General features: G+C 47.7%; 15 protein-coding genes, 1 tRNA gene and 1 other annotated feature. Of the genes, 4 read left to right on the top strand and 12 right to left on the bottom strand.

What is annotated here, in order from left to right; translation table 11 throughout:
* Nucleotides 1-92: 92 nt before the first annotated feature.
* The 3 genes from asnA to EXW93_RS02860 all read right to left on the bottom strand — a co-directional run bounded on the left by asnA (nt 93) and on the right by EXW93_RS02860 (nt 3,297).
* Nucleotides 93-1,067 (bottom strand): aspartate--ammonia ligase, encoded by a 975-nt coding sequence (gene asnA / locus EXW93_RS02870; protein WP_035398809.1) that lies wholly within the window; start codon nt 1,065-1,067, stop codon nt 93-95.
* A 66-nt stretch (nt 1,068-1,133) separates the two neighbouring features.
* Nucleotides 1,134-1,381: a binding site (T-box leader), on the bottom strand.
* Nucleotides 1,382-1,525: 144 nt separating this feature from the next.
* The gene (locus EXW93_RS02865; protein ID WP_023467233.1) at nt 1,526-2,413 is read right to left on the bottom strand and encodes a carbohydrate ABC transporter permease; all 888 of its coding nucleotides are present in this window, start codon (nt 2,411-2,413) and stop codon (nt 1,526-1,528) included.
* Nucleotides 2,410-3,297, bottom strand: a complete 888-nt coding sequence (locus tag EXW93_RS02860) for a carbohydrate ABC transporter permease (RefSeq protein ID WP_023467232.1) — start codon at nt 3,295-3,297, stop codon at nt 2,410-2,412. The genes EXW93_RS02865 and EXW93_RS02860 overlap by 4 nt, the downstream gene beginning before the upstream one ends.
* 166 nt (nt 3,298-3,463) lie before the next feature.
* Here EXW93_RS02860 and EXW93_RS02855 point away from each other — a divergent pair, with 166 nt between their 5' ends.
* Nucleotides 3,464-5,143: a formate--tetrahydrofolate ligase gene (locus EXW93_RS02855; protein ID WP_023467231.1), complete on the top strand. Its 1,680-nt coding sequence runs from the start codon at nt 3,464-3,466 to the stop codon at nt 5,141-5,143.
* A gap of 16 nt (nt 5,144-5,159) precedes the next feature.
* Complete coding sequence (locus tag EXW93_RS02850; protein WP_041254998.1) at nt 5,160-6,116, top strand: alpha/beta fold hydrolase; 957 nt, start codon at nt 5,160-5,162, stop codon at nt 6,114-6,116.
* Nucleotides 6,117-6,189: 73 nt separating this feature from the next.
* Here the strand turns inward: EXW93_RS02850 and EXW93_RS02845 are convergent, their stop codons facing one another.
* On the bottom strand, nt 6,190-6,609 hold the full coding sequence (locus EXW93_RS02845) for a hypothetical protein (protein WP_023467229.1): 420 nt from the start codon (nt 6,607-6,609) through the stop codon (nt 6,190-6,192).
* On the bottom strand, nt 6,606-7,151 hold the full coding sequence (locus EXW93_RS02840; RefSeq protein WP_023467228.1) for an imm11 family protein: 546 nt from the start codon (nt 7,149-7,151) through the stop codon (nt 6,606-6,608). The genes EXW93_RS02845 and EXW93_RS02840 overlap by 4 nt, the downstream gene beginning before the upstream one ends.
* A gap of 169 nt (nt 7,152-7,320) precedes the next feature.
* Between EXW93_RS02840 and EXW93_RS02835 the strand changes: the two genes are divergently transcribed.
* Nucleotides 7,321-7,394: transfer RNA gene (locus EXW93_RS02835), tRNA-Gly, on the top strand.
* Nucleotides 7,395-7,546: 152 nt separating this feature from the next.
* Nucleotides 7,547-8,356: an MBL fold metallo-hydrolase gene (locus EXW93_RS02830; protein WP_023467227.1), complete on the top strand. Its 810-nt coding sequence runs from the start codon at nt 7,547-7,549 to the stop codon at nt 8,354-8,356.
* 53 nt (nt 8,357-8,409) lie between these two features.
* Here EXW93_RS02830 and argF read toward each other — a convergent pair whose 3' ends face one another.
* The 7 genes from argF to argC are packed head-to-tail and all read right to left on the bottom strand — an operon-like array spanning nt 8,410 to nt 17,564.
* A complete protein-coding gene (argF, locus tag EXW93_RS02825) occupies nt 8,410-9,339 on the bottom strand; it encodes an ornithine carbamoyltransferase (RefSeq protein WP_174316017.1) in 930 nt (309 codons plus the stop codon).
* Nucleotides 9,336-12,368: a carbamoyl-phosphate synthase (glutamine-hydrolyzing) large subunit gene (gene carB, locus EXW93_RS02820; protein WP_174316016.1), complete on the bottom strand. Its 3,033-nt coding sequence runs from the start codon at nt 12,366-12,368 to the stop codon at nt 9,336-9,338. The genes argF and carB overlap by 4 nt, the downstream gene beginning before the upstream one ends.
* A complete protein-coding gene (locus tag EXW93_RS02815) occupies nt 12,358-13,407 on the bottom strand; it encodes a carbamoyl phosphate synthase small subunit (protein WP_174316015.1) in 1,050 nt (349 codons plus the stop codon). Before EXW93_RS02815 ends, carB begins: the two co-directional genes overlap by 11 nt.
* A complete protein-coding gene (locus EXW93_RS02810; protein WP_058265753.1) occupies nt 13,404-14,549 on the bottom strand; it encodes an acetylornithine transaminase in 1,146 nt (381 codons plus the stop codon). The genes EXW93_RS02815 and EXW93_RS02810 overlap by 4 nt, the downstream gene beginning before the upstream one ends.
* Nucleotides 14,515-15,288, bottom strand: coding sequence for an acetylglutamate kinase (argB, locus tag EXW93_RS02805; protein WP_023467220.1), 774 nt, complete (start codon nt 15,286-15,288; stop codon nt 14,515-14,517). The genes EXW93_RS02810 and argB overlap by 35 nt, the downstream gene beginning before the upstream one ends.
* Nucleotides 15,285-16,502, bottom strand: coding sequence for a bifunctional glutamate N-acetyltransferase/amino-acid acetyltransferase ArgJ (gene argJ / locus EXW93_RS02800; RefSeq protein ID WP_035398822.1), 1,218 nt, complete (start codon nt 16,500-16,502; stop codon nt 15,285-15,287). The genes argB and argJ overlap by 4 nt, the downstream gene beginning before the upstream one ends.
* Before the next feature lie 30 nt (nt 16,503-16,532).
* Complete coding sequence (argC, locus tag EXW93_RS02795) at nt 16,533-17,564, bottom strand: N-acetyl-gamma-glutamyl-phosphate reductase (protein WP_055966654.1); 1,032 nt, start codon at nt 17,562-17,564, stop codon at nt 16,533-16,535.
* Between the last annotated feature and the right edge of the window lie 165 nt (nt 17,565-17,729).

Raw genomic sequence — 17,729 nt, 5'->3', positions numbered from 1 at the left:
GTACGAACCTAAAAAAGGGCACGCTTCCGAATCGGAGCATGCCCTTTGCTTTATAAAACATCCTGTTTTGACGCTTTCTTACTATATATATGTCAGAGCAAGTGGATGCCTTCCGCTTGAAGACTTTTACGCGTCTCTTCTGACCAGACAGAAGCTTGGACTTCGCCGATATGACGCTTCTTCAATAAGAACATCGCCATACGAGATTGACCGATTCCTCCACCCATCGTTAACGGTAGACGCTCTTCGAGTACACCTTGATGGAATGGGAATGCCAATTTATCTTCTTCTTGAGCAATCGCTGTCTGTTTCAACAACGCTTCACGATCAACGCGAATACCCATTGAAGACAATTCGAATGCTCCGATTTCTGGGTGGTGTACTAAAATGTCACCGTTGAGCGTCCAGTCATCGTAGTCAGCCGCTCGACCATCATGCTTCTCACCTGAAGCCAGTGCGCCACCGATTTGCATGAGGAAAACGGCACCATATGCTTTCGTGACTTCTGTTTCACGTTCTTTCGTCGAAAGTGTCGGATACGCATCCTCTAACTCTTGTGTTGTCATAAAATGAATCGTTTCCGGTAAGATTGCTGAAATACCATACTCCGCTTCTACTTCTTGTTCGACTTGGCGAATCGTTGCATAAATCGCTTGTACCGTTTCTTGTAAATAAGCACTCGTCCGTTGTTCTTTCGTGATGATCCGTTCCCAGTCCCACTGATCGACGTGAATGGAGTGTGTCGCATCCAGCATCTCATCGCGACGAATCGCATGCATCAACGTGTATAATCCTTCTCCCGCTTCAAATCCGTACGTATGAAGCGCTTGACGCTTCCACTTTGCAAGAGATTGTACGATTTCAAGATCTGCTGTGTGATCCAAAGCATCGAAACGAATGATTCGCTCTACGCCGTTGAGATGATCGTTGACACCGAGTGTACTTTCTACGAACAATGGTGCTTCGACACGTGTCAATCCGAGTGTTGTCGAAAAGCGTTCTTCAAAGCGTTTCTTTACGAGTGTGATCGCTTCCTGTGTGTGTTTCATCGATACGAGTGTTGTCATGGTGGTGTTCCTCCTCAATTGTGTTTTGAAAAAGAAGCCATAAAAAAGAGCCCTTCTTTCCCAAGAATATGGGACGAAAGACTCGGTTCCGCGGTACCACCCATGTTAGCAACGATGTTGCTCACTCAAAAGACGAATCACTTCATCTTCGGCCTTATGATAACGGACAGGCAACTCCGGCTACGCCTACTGACATTCGGGTTCGGGTAGCGACTCCGGGAGGTTCTTCGCATCTTGCTTCCGACTGGGCTCTCACCATCCCCAGCTCGCTATACGGTCGTACAAGGTGTTACTCTTCCCTTCAACGTCGTTGTTACAATTGAATTGAGAACATCGTACAACAGGTCGCAAGCATTTGAAAAGACTTTTTTTCAAAAAAAATAAAAGTTGTCAGATTAATCTGACGTGTGAATCATGAAAAAAGCGTTCTCGCAGAAGCGAGAACGCGCTTACAAAAATTATTTGATCGATCCACTCGTAATTCCTTGAATGATCTGTTTTTGCAAGGCAAAGAAGAACAACAATAACGGAATGATCCCGAGGACGAGTCCGGCAAGTGCTAAGTCCCACTGCTTCGTATATTGACCGAAGAAATAGAACGTCGCGAGTGGAATCGTCCGTAAATCGACGTCTCGTAACATCAGCGATGGCAGTAGGAAATCGTTCCAAATCCACAGCGTGTTCAAGATGATGATCGTGACCGTGATGGGCTTGAGTAATGGGAACACGATGCGCCAGAACACACCCCATTGTGAACAACCATCAATGATGGCCGCCTCCTCGATTTCTTCAGGAATCGACTTCATGAATCCATGGTATAAGAAGATTGATAATCCAGATCCAAAACCAAGATACATCAGAATCAATCCCCAATAACTGTTCTGCAATCCGAGATCACCAGACAATTTCGATAAGGGAATCATGATCGACTGGAATGGAATGATCATCGCCGCAACGAATAAGAAAAAGATGATCGTCGACAAGCGTGTTTTCGTCCGGACGAGTTTCCAGGCCGCCATCGAACAAAAGATGATGATGACTGCGTTAGCACCGACTGTAATGATGACGGAGTTTAAAAAGACTTTTCCGAAGTTCATGGCTTCCCATGCTTCTGAATAGTTGGACGTCATCCATTCCTTTGGTAGACCCGTTGTGTTCGTAAAGATATCGCCCTGCGTCTTGAAAGAATTCGAGACAACGTAATAAAACGGGATCATGTACAGTAGCCCCATCAATAAGGCTGCCAGTTCGACTGTTCCAAGACGGAGTGAATAACGACCTCTCGTCTTTTTAGAGCGCTTCGGTTTCTCCTCTTGCGGAGTGGGTAATGGTTGTGCTGTACTCATGCTTCCACCTCCCGTTTTTTCGTCAGATAGACTTGAGTGACTGTAATCGCTGCAACAACAACGAAGAAGATGATTGCCTTCGCTGATCCGAGTCCAAGATTATTATTCGTAAACGATTCTTTGTAAATGTTTAGAGCAAGCATCTCGGTCGATTTGAATGGTCCGCCATTCGTTAGGGATAAGTTCGTATCGAATAACTTGAAAGACCATGAAATCGTCAAGAAGAGACAGATTGTGACCGACGGCATGATCAGTGGCAACGTAATGTTCCGTAACGTCGATAGACGATTGGCACCATCGATTTTTGCCGCTTCAATCAGCTCTTGTGGCACGTTTTGCAGAGCCGCGATATAGATGACCATGATGTAACCGCCACCTTGCCAAATCGAAACAATGACGATACCCCAGAATCCTGTCCGGGCATCTCCTAACCATGGAAGTTCAAATATACTCCACCCTGTCAATTCACCGATCGATGCGAAGCCTTTGACATAGATGAACTGCCAAACGAAACCGAGGATCAACCCACCGATCAAGTTCGGCATGAAGAAAATCGTTCGTAAGAAATTACGTGTGCGAATATTTTGTGTCAATAAGAACGCCAAGATGAAACCGACGACATTCGTTAAGATGACGGCAACGACCGTATATTTCGTCGTCAACCAAAATGACTGCTGGAACTGCTCATCACTCGTAAAGAGACGGACATAGTTATCAAAGCCGATCCAATTCAATTCTCCGGTTACACCGTTCCAATCCGTGAACGAATACATAACGCCATTGAAAAACGGTACAAGCACGATCACTGCGAATACAAGAAAGACCGGTCCGACGAAGAGCCAAAAATCAAGACCGCGTTTCCACTTCTTTTGTCCAGATGTCATTGTTTCATCCCTCCTCCACTCTACAGTACGTCTTTCTCTAACACTTGAACACGTCACCATTTGACCCATTGGGTGGAAAATATTGAACGTTTTCCTTTGGCGCGTTCGCACTAGATACGCTACTATTAGAAAAAAGAGAGATCCAATCAAAGAGGGAGTCGATACCATGGAAAAGACCATTCGTTCAGACTTAGAAATCGCACAACAAACCGTCTTACGCCCGATTCGAGAAATTGCGGACCGGATTGGTTTGCAAGAAGAGGATTTTGATACGTACGGAAAGTATAAAGCGAAGTTGACAGATGGACTGTTGAACCGATTGGCAACGAAATCTGACGGGAAATTGATCCTTGTCACAGCTATCAATCCGACAGCTGCCGGTGAAGGAAAATCAACCGTCACTGTCGGACTCGGACAGGCGTTGCATCGGGCAAACCATAAGACGATGATTTGTTTACGGGAACCCTCACTCGGTCCGACGATGGGCTTAAAAGGTGGCGCGTGTGGTGGTGGCTATAGCCAAGTTCTACCGATGGAAGAGATCAATCTGCATTTCACAGGCGATATGCATGCGATCACATCTGCTCATAATACAATCAGTGCCTTGCTCGACAATCACCTGCATCAAGGTAACATCCTTGGTATCGATCCGCGTCGTATCGTCTGGAAACGCGTTCTTGATTTGAATGACCGTGCCTTGCGCCAAGTTACGATTGGTCTTGGTGGTCCTGCGCATGGTGTGCCGCGTCAAGATGGATTCGACATCACGGTCGCTTCCGAAATCATGGCGGTCCTCTGTCTAGCAGACTCCATTTCGGATCTTGAACAGCGGTTGAGTCGCATCGTCGTCGCCTATACGTACGATCAACAGCCGGTTACAGTCAAAGATATTCAGGCATCAGGAGCTGCGACGTTACTCCTGAAAGATGCGTTCCGCCCGAACCTCGTTCAAACCGTCGAAGGAACACCAGCACTGATTCATGGTGGACCGTTCGCGAACATCGCACATGGCTGTAACTCTTTGATTGCAACGCAAACTGCACTGAAGCTAAGTGATTACGTTGTCACAGAAGCAGGATTCGGAGCCGATTTAGGTGCCGAAAAATTCTTCAACATCAAATCACGGATCGGCGGACTTCACCCGGATGCCGTCGTTATCGTCGCTACGGTTCGTGCCTTGAAGATGCACGGAGGTGTCGACAAAACGCAACTCAGCGAAGAAAATCTCGCCGCCTTAACAGATGGTCTTGCGTTACTTGAAAAACACGTCGAGACGATGAATCTGTTCGGTGTCCCTGCCGTTGTTGCCTTGAACCGTTTCTTCACCGACACGGAAGCAGAACGGAATATGATCTTGGAATGGTGTCAGGATCGTAATATTCGTGTCGCGGAAAGTGAAGTCTTCAGTAAAGGGGGAGCTGGCGGCGAAGCACTCGTCACGGAAGTCATGCAAGCTCTTGAGGAACCGAGCCAGTTCCGCCCTCTGTATCCTGACGTCTTACCGCTTCGTCAAAAGATCGAGCGTATCGCAAAGCGTGTCTACGGCGCAGCCGACGTTCATTTTGAAGACAAAGCGCTCCGCGAACTCGAACGGTGTACGGAGATGGGATTGAATGAGTTACCGATTTGTATGGCAAAAACACCCTTTTCTTTAACGGATGATCCTGCTCGTTATGGTCGTGTCGAAGACTTCACGATCACGGTCCGCGAAATCCGTCCATCGGTTGGTGCAGGGTTCATCGTTGCATTGACTGGGAATGTATTAACGATGCCAGGATTACCGGCAGTTCCTGCCGCCTTCCACATGGGCGTATCGGAAGACGGACAGGTATTTGGACTTTCTTAATGAGAGGATGAGTTACATGACGATTGATCATTCACATTGGATAGCCTCTGACGGCTATACTACGACATTGCATAGCCTCGAAGCCCACGACCCTAAAGGAGTCGTGATCGTCTTTCACGGGATGATGGAGCATGGCGCGCGGTATGAGGAATTCGCCGAATTCCTCTATGCGCATCATTACCACACGATCATCGCAGACTTACGCTGTTTCGGAACCCGAGCAGCACAGCTCGGAACACTTGGACACCTCGAGCCGAATCAAGGGTTTAAACAATTGATGCAGGATGCAGAAGAACTCGTCTCTGACATCAAAGAGCGTTATCCGACGCTACCGGTGTTCATCTTCGGTCATAGTTTTGGTTCGTTGATTGCTCGCCGAATCGGTCAAACACTCGGTCATACAGTAGCTGGAATCATCGCGAGCGGACCCCCGACAAGTACAGGTTTACTCGGTGATGTCAGCCAAAAACTCGTCGAACGTCAAATCCATCAGTTGTCAGCAATACACCCTGCTGAACGGTTTGGACAACTCGTGTTCGGACGGTATAACTTACGTTTTTTCCCAGCACTTTCTAAAAATGCTTGGCTCTCTTCGGATCCTCAATCCGTCATGCGCTATGATGCAGATCCATTGTCCGGTCAAACAGTCACGCTTGGGTTCTTCCACGAACTCTTACATGCAACGAAACTCGTCAACGCACTTGCTTCCATCTATCAGCATCCACGTCATTTACCTCTCTTATTGCTTGCTGGTGGAGATGACGCGGTCGCGTTCGACGGAAAAGGTATCCATCATTTGTTTGATATGTATAATCGTGTCCGTGTCGATGCTGTACAGCTGACGATTTATCGAGGGTTACGTCATGAGCTCTTCCATGAGTTCGAACGCATCCGCGTTTTTGCCGATATCGCGAGCTGGTTGAATAAACAAGTCAATCCTGCAGCTAAACAGTCATCTTCCCGTTCTTCTTAAGCTACATCGATCGATATAAAAAAAGGCAGCGAATCCTTGTGATCCGTTGCCTTTTGCACTTCTATCGTATCCTTCATTGAATCCAAGTCAGTGAAGAAATCATAGCTTCGATTTCTTCGATTTCAAGCGTCTCGCGTTCTGCAGAGTACGTCAATAAGACTAACCGTTCCCCGTCCGAATACGCGTAGATCCGTAAGAAGATATCTTCTTCTTTCCCATCTACTGCAAGCAACGCTTCTTTTGTTGAATTACGACGGACTTCAAGTGCTCCTGTTAGTTCGATGCCGAACTCTTCCACCAACAGATTGATTTCTTGTTCCGCCGCCTCATACGGTGTCAATTCTTCTGAATCGGACTCATAAATGGATAATTGGAGCGTTCCCATTGCATTTTCATCCGTCGAATAAAAACTGACATATGTCTCTTCTTCTTGATATTCGAATACCTTTGGATATTCTAGCGTGATCCAATGATCGACTGTGTACTGTTTCATTTGAATTCCTCCATTCGTTGTATCTCTTCAAAGCGGATACCCGTCACAGCCATACGCTCGAATTGTCGAGCGAGTTGAGCAGAGACGAACATGCGATGCGTGCGCTCATCTCGCATAAGATGATGCGGACAAATCGAATCGCTGATTCGTCGCTCTGTCAAAAAATAGACGCGTCGTCTCGGGACCGGACGGAATACATCCGTCGTATGTAGATGTTCGATCCGACTGACAGATAAGAGATTGAGAAGATAGTACGGAACCACTCCGTCCTTCGTCTCAAGATGTACCTTGAGACATTGTACAGAAAAAGGCGCGTATGCTGCAATGACGCGTTGCACACGTTCCGAGACGAGCGGCAGATCGAATGTGTTTGGAAGGACATCCGGTAGCAAATCCGCATCTTGATTGATGGAAAAAGCAAGTACACCTACGTTATGGAACCACTCTCCTATCAATAAGCGATGACGATCGAATTGATGGTGACAGATCGCCTTCCATCCTTTTCCCATCGGCTGTTCGCTCCAAACTCGCACTTCATTCACCAGACACTCTCTCCTCTACCCAACTTTACCCATATTGCAAATCAAGATTACCATTGGAAACGATTAACTAGTATTATTGTACACCGAATCTTAAAAGAAATTGCTTTTTTTCATAAAAGTTATGGAAATGCCCTCTTTGCTATGCTACTATATTTCATGTAGCCAATACGCGGGTGTAGTTTAATGGTAAAACCTCAGCCTTCCAAGCTGATGACGAGAGTTCGATTCTCTTCACCCGCTCCAATTATGACATAACATAGGTCTAGGACCATTTCCCTCTAGAGGGCAGGCGACTCGCGACGTGCGAGTCGTCTTTTTTATTGATTCTGCTGATGATTCCAACGAATTTATGGGTATACAACGATATAGATAGAGATTCGTAAAGGAGGATTCGTATGATTCAGATGAAAATGCCCGGCGTGACGATCTATCAAAGTACACTCATGAAAACGACTTCGACATTAATCGAGACGCCTGATTGTCTGATCGTCGTCGACCCTGGCTGGCTTCCCGATGAGATTGCAACGATTCGTCGAGACGTCGAAATCGTGCGTCGCGAACGACCATTATACGTCGTCTATACGCATGCCCATTTCGATCATATTTTAGGAGCCTATGCCTTTACGGATGCCATCGTCATCGCTTCTAAACCGTTCATCGATGTCGACCGACAAGAAGCGCTCCAAGCCGTACAAGATTTTAATGATGAATTCTATATCGATTCTCCCGTCCTTTTCCCAGACGTGACACATGTCATCCATGAGTCTGAGACGATTTTAACGATCGGACAAACGAAGTTAATCTTCTTTTTGACGCCCGGTCATGAAGCGACTCATCTTTCCTTCATCGTCATGCCACTTCACTTGTTAGTCTGCGGCGATTACGCTTCAGACGTTGAAATCCCCTTGATCGAACACGATTCCTCTGAGTATTTGACGACGCTCGAGTTACTCGAGTCGTTCATTTATGAATATGAAGTCAAACTCTTGATTCCCGGACACGGTCACATTTGTGATATCCGAACAGAGATGATCGAACGACTTCATCAGAGCTATGATTATATTCTTGCCCTCCGTGCCGGAAAAGAATCCGACTGGGCTCCATCTTGGCAAACGACTCCTTTTATGAAACGTCTGCATGAAAAAAATAAGCGACAAGTCAAAAAAGAACAAGAAGAACGATTAGCCCGACGCCATTATGATTAACTTCGCTCAACTAAAAGACTCGGTCGCCAAATTGGTGACCGAGTCTTTTAGGGTTATCCAAGTAATGTGACGAGCAACGCTTTTTGTGCGTGGAGGCGATTCTCAGCTTGATCGAAGATGACCGATTGCTTGCCATCGATGACGTCCGCCGTGACTTCCTCCCCGCGATGCGCCGGAAGGCAATGTAAGAAAATAGCTTTATCATTTGCTTGATTCATGATATTGGCATTAACCTGATATCCTTCAAATGCTTGCAGACGCATCGTCGCTTCTTCTTCTTGTCCCATACTCGCGAAGACATCCGTATATACGACGTCTGCACCACTCGCTGCTTCCTCAGGATCCGTCATGACGATGATGTTTCCACCCGTTTCCTTCGCAATGACTTGTGCCTCATGAACGATTTGTGGATCAGGAGCATACGCCTCCGGCGCACAGATGCGAACTTCCATTCCACTGAGCGCTCCACCAATCATCAGCGAATGGGCCATGTTATTTCCGTCCCCGATATATGTCAAAATCTTTCCAGATCGTGTTCCAAATGTCTCTTCGATTATCAGCAAGTCAGCAAGGACTTGGCACGGATGGTGTAGATCCGTCAATCCATTGATGATTGGAATCGTACCGTGTGCCGCAAGTGTGTCGACGATCTCATGACCGAACGTCCGAATCATCAGGGCATCGACGTAACGGCTCATGACTTGAATCGTATCTGAGAGCGGCTCCCCCCGCCCGATTTGCATATCTGCTCCACTTAGCACGATCGGATGTCCACCGAGTTCGACGACACCCACCTCAAACGATAGACGTGTTCGCGTCGATGCCTTTTCAAACAATAAGGCCACTTTTTTATGGCTTAATGCGTTTTGGTAGACACTCGGCTGATGCTTGATGTCTTTCGCGAGTGCCAATAGCTCCGTCAGTGCTTCCGGCGTCAGTTCCGTCATCGTCAAGAAATGCTTTAGTTGTTGCATCGTCTTCATTTTACTTCCTCCTTGATCGGCTCTGTCCATGTATGAAGTGGCTTCACAGCATAAGGGGACTTTTCTATCGCTTGTAGATGATAATGCGCTAATTCAGGTTCTGTCAGGACTTGTACCCCGGCAGCAAGCGCTGCTTCGCGACTCGCTTTTTCTTCTGTCACGTGCGAATAGAAAATCGCACATTGTGCCCAGTCAATCGTTTCATCTAATGCTACACCCGTTCCGAAAGCCTCTGTATCTGCTCCAGCAACGATGATGTCTCTCGTCGTCAAATGTCGTTTTGTCGTCTCGTCGAAAATGAAACGTTCCAGTGCCAGTCCGTCTGTCGTCCATTGCAGCGTTTCACCTGTCGAACGCATGACGGGACCTGTTTTCGGATCGACGCCTTGTAGTTTTAACGTTGAAAAAACAGGGGTCTTGACGGCATGGAAATCCAGTTGTGTCTGTTCCGTTGGTAGTGCGACCGCTTGACCGACCGCTGCTTGGACTGCCCACTGCAAGATCGGTTGACCGGTTACTTTAGCGACGATTGGTAACGTGCGGGAGGCACGTGGATTGATTTCTAGCACGTAGACTTGATCGTCATGCAAGACGAATTGGATATTGTACGCTCCTTTATAATCCATTCGTTGCCCGATCATCTGTGCAAATCGCTCGATTTCGCTCTGAACGGTAGCGCTGAGCGATACAGGTGGCAGAATCATCGTTGAATCTCCAGAGTGAACCCCTGCCCGTTCCAATTGCTCCATCAAAATCGGAACGTACGTCGTTGTGCCGTCCGTAATACAGTCGACTTCGATTTCCTTTCCTTGGAGGTAGGCATCCACGAGGACAGGGAATGCCAATTCAGACACGATCGTCTCTAATTGCTCTTGATCGTGGATGATATGCATTCCTTTACCTCCGATGACATAGGAAGGACGAATCATAACCGGATAACCGATCGTTGTTGCAACTTCTGTCATTTGTTCATGCGTCGCCACTTCTTGTCCTGGAATACGATCGATACCGATATCATCTAAAAATTGATAGAACCGCTCACGGTCTTCCATTTGGTCAATGACATCTGCCGTCGTTCCGAGAAGATGATAACCGGCGTTCTCCAAACCAGACGCCAGCGCAATTCCCGTTTGTCCTCCGAACTGGACTAGGACGTCTTGGCAATCCTCTGCTTCTAGCACATGCATGACGTCTTCAAGTGTCAACGGCTCGACATACAGGCGATCTGCGACTTCGAAGTCGGTCGAGACGGTCTCTGGGTTATTGTTAATCATGATCGTTTCATAACCGGATGCTTGCAATGCACGTACCGCGTGAACGGAGCAATAATCAAATTCGATTCCTTGACCGATTCGAATGGGTCCCGCACCGATGACAGCAACTTTCTTTTTCGTCGATGCTGTGACTTCCGTTTGACCACTCCAGTTTCCGTAGAAATAAGGTGTCGCACTCTTGAACTCTCCTGCACATGTATCAATCATATGATAGACAGGGAGGATGCCTTTTTCTTTACGTAAGTGCTCGATCTCTACAGCACTAACACCTGTCAGAAGCGCAATTTGTTCGTCCGTGAAGCCCATCATTTTGGTTTGCTTTAGAGAACTTTCATTCGATACATCGATGTTTTGTTGCTGATCGACGAGGCGTTGAAGTACTTTGACGAATAAAGCTTGTACTTTCGTCTGTTCGACGAGTGATTCGACGGTCGTCTCCTTGCGATCGAGTAGCGCGAGCATCGCAAGCAAGCGACGATCCGTCGGCGCCATCACTTCCTTCCACAACGCATCCGATTCCGCTGTTTTCATCCATGTCGGATAAAGAGGCGATTGCTCGACTCCTGCACCGCGCCACGCCTTTTGTAACGCTTCTTCTAACGTCTTCCCCATCGCCATGCTCTCACCCGTCGCCTTCATTTGTGTTCCAAGCGTCCGGTTACTGCCAGTAAATAGATCGAACGGGAAACACGGCACTTTTGCCGTAATATAATCCATCGTCGGTTCAAAACTTGCCATCGTTTCTTTCGTGACAGGATTGATGCAATCGTCGAGTCGCTCACCGAGCGCAAGACGTGTCGCTAATTTTGCGATCGGATATCCCGTCGCCTTGGAAGCAAGTGCCGAAGAACGACTGACACGCGGATTGACTTCAATGACGAAATAGCGTTCTTCCATCGGATGGATTGCGAATTGAATGTTGCATCCACCGATGACACCGAGATGCGATACGATTTTACGCGCTTCCGTACGCAATTGTTGATTCATTCGATCCGAAATCGACTGAATCGGTGCAAAGACGACCGAGTCTCCAGTGTGGACACCGACAGGATCGATGTTTTCCATGTTACAGACGATGATCGTCGTATCTGCGCTATCACGCATGACTTCATATTCGACTTCTTTATAGCCAGCGATACTCACTTCAACCAAACACTGTGAAATCGGACTTGCTTGTAGACCGTTCTGCGCCAACAGACGTGCCTCGTCCTTCGTTACTGCGATTCCGCCGCCCGTTCCACCGAGCGTAAAGGCTGGTCGGATGACGAGTGGTACCCCGTGTACTGCCATGAATTCCTCAAGCTCTGCTAACGATTCGATCGTTTGACTTTCCGGGAGCGGTTGCGCGAGTTCGATCATCTTTTGCTTGAATCGTTCACGATCTTCTCCGTCTCGGATCGTCTCAAGCGAAGTCCCTAGAAGTTCGACACCGTATTGTTCAAGTACGCCTGCTTCTTCGAGTGACATCGCAAGATTGAGTGCCGTTTGACCGCCGACCGTCGCTAGGAGATGGGATGGTCGATCTTGTTCGATGATGGCCGTTGCTTTTTCAAGAGTCATCGCCTCAATATAGACATGATCTGCCGTGCTCGGATCCGTCATGATAGTAGCCGGATTCGAATTCATTAAGATGACCTCGCATCCCGCTTCTCGAAGCGCCTGACAGGCTTGTGTGCCGGAATAATCAAATTCTGCTGCTTGCCCGATGACGATCGGACCCGAACCGATGACGAGTACTTTCTGTTTATCCCACATATGCTACCTCCTGATGTAATACGCTATTTACGAATTGATCGAAGACGACCATCGCCTCTGTCGGTCCTGGACTCGCTTCTGGGTGAAATTGGACTGTCATGATCGGTAGTACCGGATGAATCAATCCTTCAACGGATCCATCATTGATGTGTTCGTACGCAAGTTCCATCTCAGACGCTTCGATACTTTTTACATCAACGGCATAACCATGATTTTGAGACGTCATGAACACTTGTCCGGATGCTAGATGACGCACAGGATGATTCGCTCCTCGGTGTCCGTGATGTTGTTTTAATAAGGTACAGCCGAAGGCATGAGCGAGAACCTGATGTCCCATACAAATACCAAGTGTCGGATAGCTCGTCGCCAGTTCACGGATTCCTGAAAGAAATGGATCCAGTTGTGTCGGATCACCAGGTCCGTTGGAAAACAGTAGACCATCTGGAGCCAGCGCTTGAATCCGTTCCGGTGTCGTATCATATGGCACGACCGTTACACGCATATGGCGTTCAAGCAAAGCATCGATCATCGATTGTTTCACACCGTAATCGATACAGACGATGTGCCCCTGTTCGACTTCCGGTACGTATTCGATGTTTGAAGTCGTCGATACGGAAGCGATGTATGCTGTGTCGATTGACGCAGTGACGCTCATATCCACTTGCATCATGTCACCGAATTGATCGCCTTCCGTCCGTAATAGATGCACAAGAGAACGCGTATCGACTCCCGACAAAATCGGCACATTTGCTTCACCCAACCACGATGTTCCTTCCCCGTCCTCAGCCAAAGTTTGGACGATGACACCAGCGACTTGAATCTGGTTGCTTTCTGACGCTTCCGCTTGAATACCGTATTGACCGATCAACGGGTATGTGAAGACAAGAATTTGTCCTTGATAAGATGGATCCGTCAAGACTTCCTGATATCCTGTCATTCCTGTAAAAAAGACGACCTCTCCTTTGACTGGAGCTGTTCCTTGCCACGAACCGGTAAACGTCGTTCCGTTCGCAAGCGTTAATTTTCCGGATTGTTTCATACGATGACCTCCTGTTGACAAACAAGTTGTATTTTTTCGATGGCGTGCATGAGTTCCTGTTCTGTCACGAATAATGATGGCAACAAGCGAATGACATGAGGACCAGCCGAGACGACGAGAAGACCATTCTCACGCAAAGCGTCAATCAGCGGTGCAACAGGCATCACACACTCGATACCAATCATCAAGCCACGTCCACGAATAGAACTCACGATCGACTTAGGTAATTTTTTTTCTAATTGCTGACGTAAATATTCGCCTTTTCCTTGAACGTCTGCCATGACAGTGTCACTTAACAAAAGGTCAAGTGTGGCTTCCGCAGCTGTCATCGCGAGTGGATTCCCACCAAAGGTCGAACCATGCGATCCAGGTGTAAATACTTCTGCCGCTTCTGCCGTCGCGAGTAGCGCACCGACCGCGAGTCCACTCCCAAGTCCTTTCGCAAGAGTGATGATATCCGGTACGAGTGGTGTCTGCTCAAATGCAAAACGAGAGCCCGTCCGACCGATGCCAGTCTGTACTTCGTCGACGATGATTTTGACATCGTATTGTTGCGCCTTCTTCATCAACGCTTCGAGCCACGCATCGTCGGCGACGACGACCCCACCCTCTCCTTGAATGATTTCGAGCCATACGGCAGCAGTTTGTTCCGTAATCGCTGATAAGCTCTCCATCTCGTTAAACGGTAGATGTTTGAAGCCATTTACCATCTCCCCGTATCCCGCTTTGATTTTCTCCTGTCCTGTTGCGCCCATCATCGCAAATGTCCGCCCGTGGAAAGATTGTTTAAACGTGACGACTTCCGTTTTCCCTGTCCATTTTCGAACGAGTTTGTACGCCGCCTCGTTTGCTTCCGCACCACTGTTACAAAAGAAGGCATGACTGAGATGACTGTCTTCCGTCAGTCGCTCGGCGACCCGCTCTTGTGCCGCGATTTGAAACAGATTCGACGTATGCCAAATTTGATTCAATTGTTCCTCTAGCCGTTGCTGAATATAAGGATGACGGTGTCCTGTGTTGCATACAGCGATTCCCATGATGAAATCCAGATACGTCTTGCCTGTCGCATCTTCTACGATCGACCCTTGTCCTTTGACCAATTCCACATCAGTACGTTGATAAGTGGGTAGTAGTGCACTCATGTAATTCCTCCTTGATTCGTGTCCCTGCAGCTAACGCATTTTTCCCAGACCGAATGACGACCTCTGGAATACCATGCTGAGTGGCCTGCATCATCGCTTCGACCTTCGGAATCATTCCCCCGTAGATTTCTCCCGACGCTATCGCAGCTTCGATGGCTGCAGACGTGATTTCTGATTGATAGTCACCGTTTACTTTTACACCCTCAACATCCGTCAACAATTCAAATCGGTCGACAGACCAAGCCTTCGCGACAGCAATCGCACACGCGTCCCCGTTACTGTTCAATACACCTTGTTCCCCTGTGACAAGGGATGTGACGACAGGCACATAACCATTCGTACTCAACACCGTGAATAATCGTGGATGAATGTGCGTGATCTGACCGACTGCCCCGAGTCCTTTGATCGTTTTACCATGGACGCTTGCGCCGTCTAACCCGCTCATCCCGACGGCAGGAATCCCCGCTTGATTCAACTGCTGGACGATACCGGATTGAACTTCCCCTGCTAAGATTCGTCGCGCCCCGAGTAAGACACCATCCGTCGTTACACGGACACCGTTTCGAAACACGGGTTTGATTCCCTCTTGTTCACAGTAACTCGATAGAAGAGGACCACCTCCATGGACGATCAATAATTCGTTACCGGTTTCGACCCACGCTTTCCATTCCTCGAAATACCGCGCATCCAGTTGCTCCCACACACTACCACCTAGTTTGATGACTTTTCGTTTCGTCATGTCCGGTAACTCGCATTGATTTTGACGTAATCGTACGTCAGGTCACAGCCGTAAGCGTGTCCTTGTCCTACTCCATCATGCAAATCAATATGAATATGGACATCCTGCTTTGCCAGTTCCTGCGATGCAACTGCTTCATCGAATAAGACAGGCATGCTCTGTTGCAACACCCACTGCGAACCAATTTTGATGTCAACGTTTGATACATCGAGTGGCTCCTTAATACTTCCGACAGCAGCGATGATTCGTCCCCAGTTCGCATCTTCCCCAAAGATGGCTGTTTTGACGAGAGACGATCCGACGACTTGTTTGGCGATCATTCGTGCTACTTCATCGGTTTGTGTTCCCGCTACCGTCACCTCAATCAACTTCGTCGCGCCTTCCCCGTCCCGCGCAATCTGTTTCGCTAAATCTTGGCAAACCGTTTCGATCGCCTGTTCGAATGCCAACGCTTCGTCCGTGCCTTCAACGATCGTTGCGCCCCCTGCAGCTCCGCTCGCTAAAATCATGACCATGTCATTTGTCGAACTGTCTCCATCTACGGTAATGCAGTTGAACGTCCGATGAATCGTCCGACGCAACACCGTCTGTAAGACATCCGGTTCAATCGTTGCATCGGTCGTCAAGAAACCAAGCATCGTCGCCATGTTCGGATGAATCATCCCTGATCCTTTCGCTACGCCACATACTGAAATTTGGACATCCCCTTGCATGTATTGTTGACCAGCTGTTTTCGTACCAGTATCGGTCGTCAGGATCGCGTGAGCAAAATCATCCGCGGCATCCTTGTCATTTGTAGGCATCAGCTGTGGAATACCTGCCAGTAACGTATCAATGGCTAACGGTTGACCGATGATCCCTGTTGAAGCAATCGCGACTTGTTCTGGAGCAACATTTAAACTTTTCGCCATCGCTTGTTGCGACATATACGCATGGGATAACCCTAGTTCCCCTGTACACGCATTCGCGTTCCCGCTGTTAACGAGGACGGCATGAATACGACCTTGTGACGCCTGAATCGCTTGTTTCGTCACGGTGATTGGTGCTGCTTGCACCTGATTCGTCGTATAGACAGCTGCAGCGCTTGCTCCTACTTCACACCAGATCAGACCTAAATCCTTCCGCTTTCGTTTCAGACCCACATGTATTCCCGATGCTTGAAATCCCTTCGGTGTCGTGATCGTCAATGGGGTCTTTACTTGTACTTGCCACACAGGCGTTCCTCCTCTTTCTTTTTCTCTTGATTAAATGTAGATCGGCTGTTGCGTTAAACCGGATGTCTCATCAAAACCAGCTAGAATGTTGGCATTTTGAACGGCTTGTCCGGCAGCTCCTTTTTGCATGTTATCGATGACTGAAACGATGGTCACTCGCCCTGTCCGATCATCCTTATAAACGGTCAAATCACAGTGATTACTCCCGACGACGGATTTGATTTCCGGATCAGCCTGTTGGATTCGGACGAATGGTTCCGTTGCATACTGGTCCGTCAACCAAGATCGCCACTCCGTTTCCGATAAATCGATCAACGGCTGAACCGTCATAATCGCCATGATGCCTCGATTGATCGGTAGTAGTTGGGTCGAGAACGTAATCGGATGCGATGATCCGGTCCATTCGAAAAGCGCCTGCTCAATTTCCGGGATGTGCTGATGCTGATTCACTTTATACAAGCGAACGTTTTCGCTTGAATGGACATGATGCGTTTGTGCCGTCAACGTTTTCCCTGCTCCCGTCAGACCAGAAGAAGCCTGAATGATGATTTGAGATGGATCGATTTTTTTCTCTTTTAAGAATGGTGTTAGTCCAAGCAAAACTGCTGTCGCGTAACAGCCTGGATTCGCAATCCATTTGCTCGCAGTAACAGCTTGACGATTCCATTCTGGTAATCCATAAGTTGCTCTTTGTTGTAACTGGGCATCAATAGGTTCCTTGTCATACCACGTTGCATATGCTTCAGCTGGAAGTCTCAAATCGCCACTTAAATCAATGACGTAACCGGACCAGTTTTGAAGTTGTTCTAAGTAATGCTTTGAAATCCCACTCGGTGTCGCTAAGAACACCATGTCCGTCTCGGTTTCCATCAAATGATCCACCGAAAAGGAAGATAACGAAGAATATGTTTTTTTATTCATAAATGGGAATACGTCATGCATGGATTCCCCCGCCATCGAGTCACTCATCAAGCATATGATCTCAAATGAAGGATGTGATTCTAGTAGGCGAATCAGTTCAATTCCGGTGTATCCTGTTGCTCCGATGATGGTACATTTCATATCAGTACGCTCCCCTTCAAAGAATGTTATACCGATTTAAACATATGTATATTTATACTGTCAATTGAATTTTTATTAGTTTTTACACAAAAAAAGAAGCGTTGAAGCGATTGTCTTCTATAAGACAGTCCCTTCAACGCTTCTTTTACACGCATCTACTTAACG

The sequence above is a fragment of the Exiguobacterium sp. JMULE1 genome, assembly GCF_013337175.1.
GTDB lineage: Bacteria > Bacillota > Bacilli > Exiguobacteriales > Exiguobacteriaceae > Exiguobacterium_A > Exiguobacterium_A indicum.
This window is presented reverse-complemented; position numbering and strand designations above follow the sequence as displayed.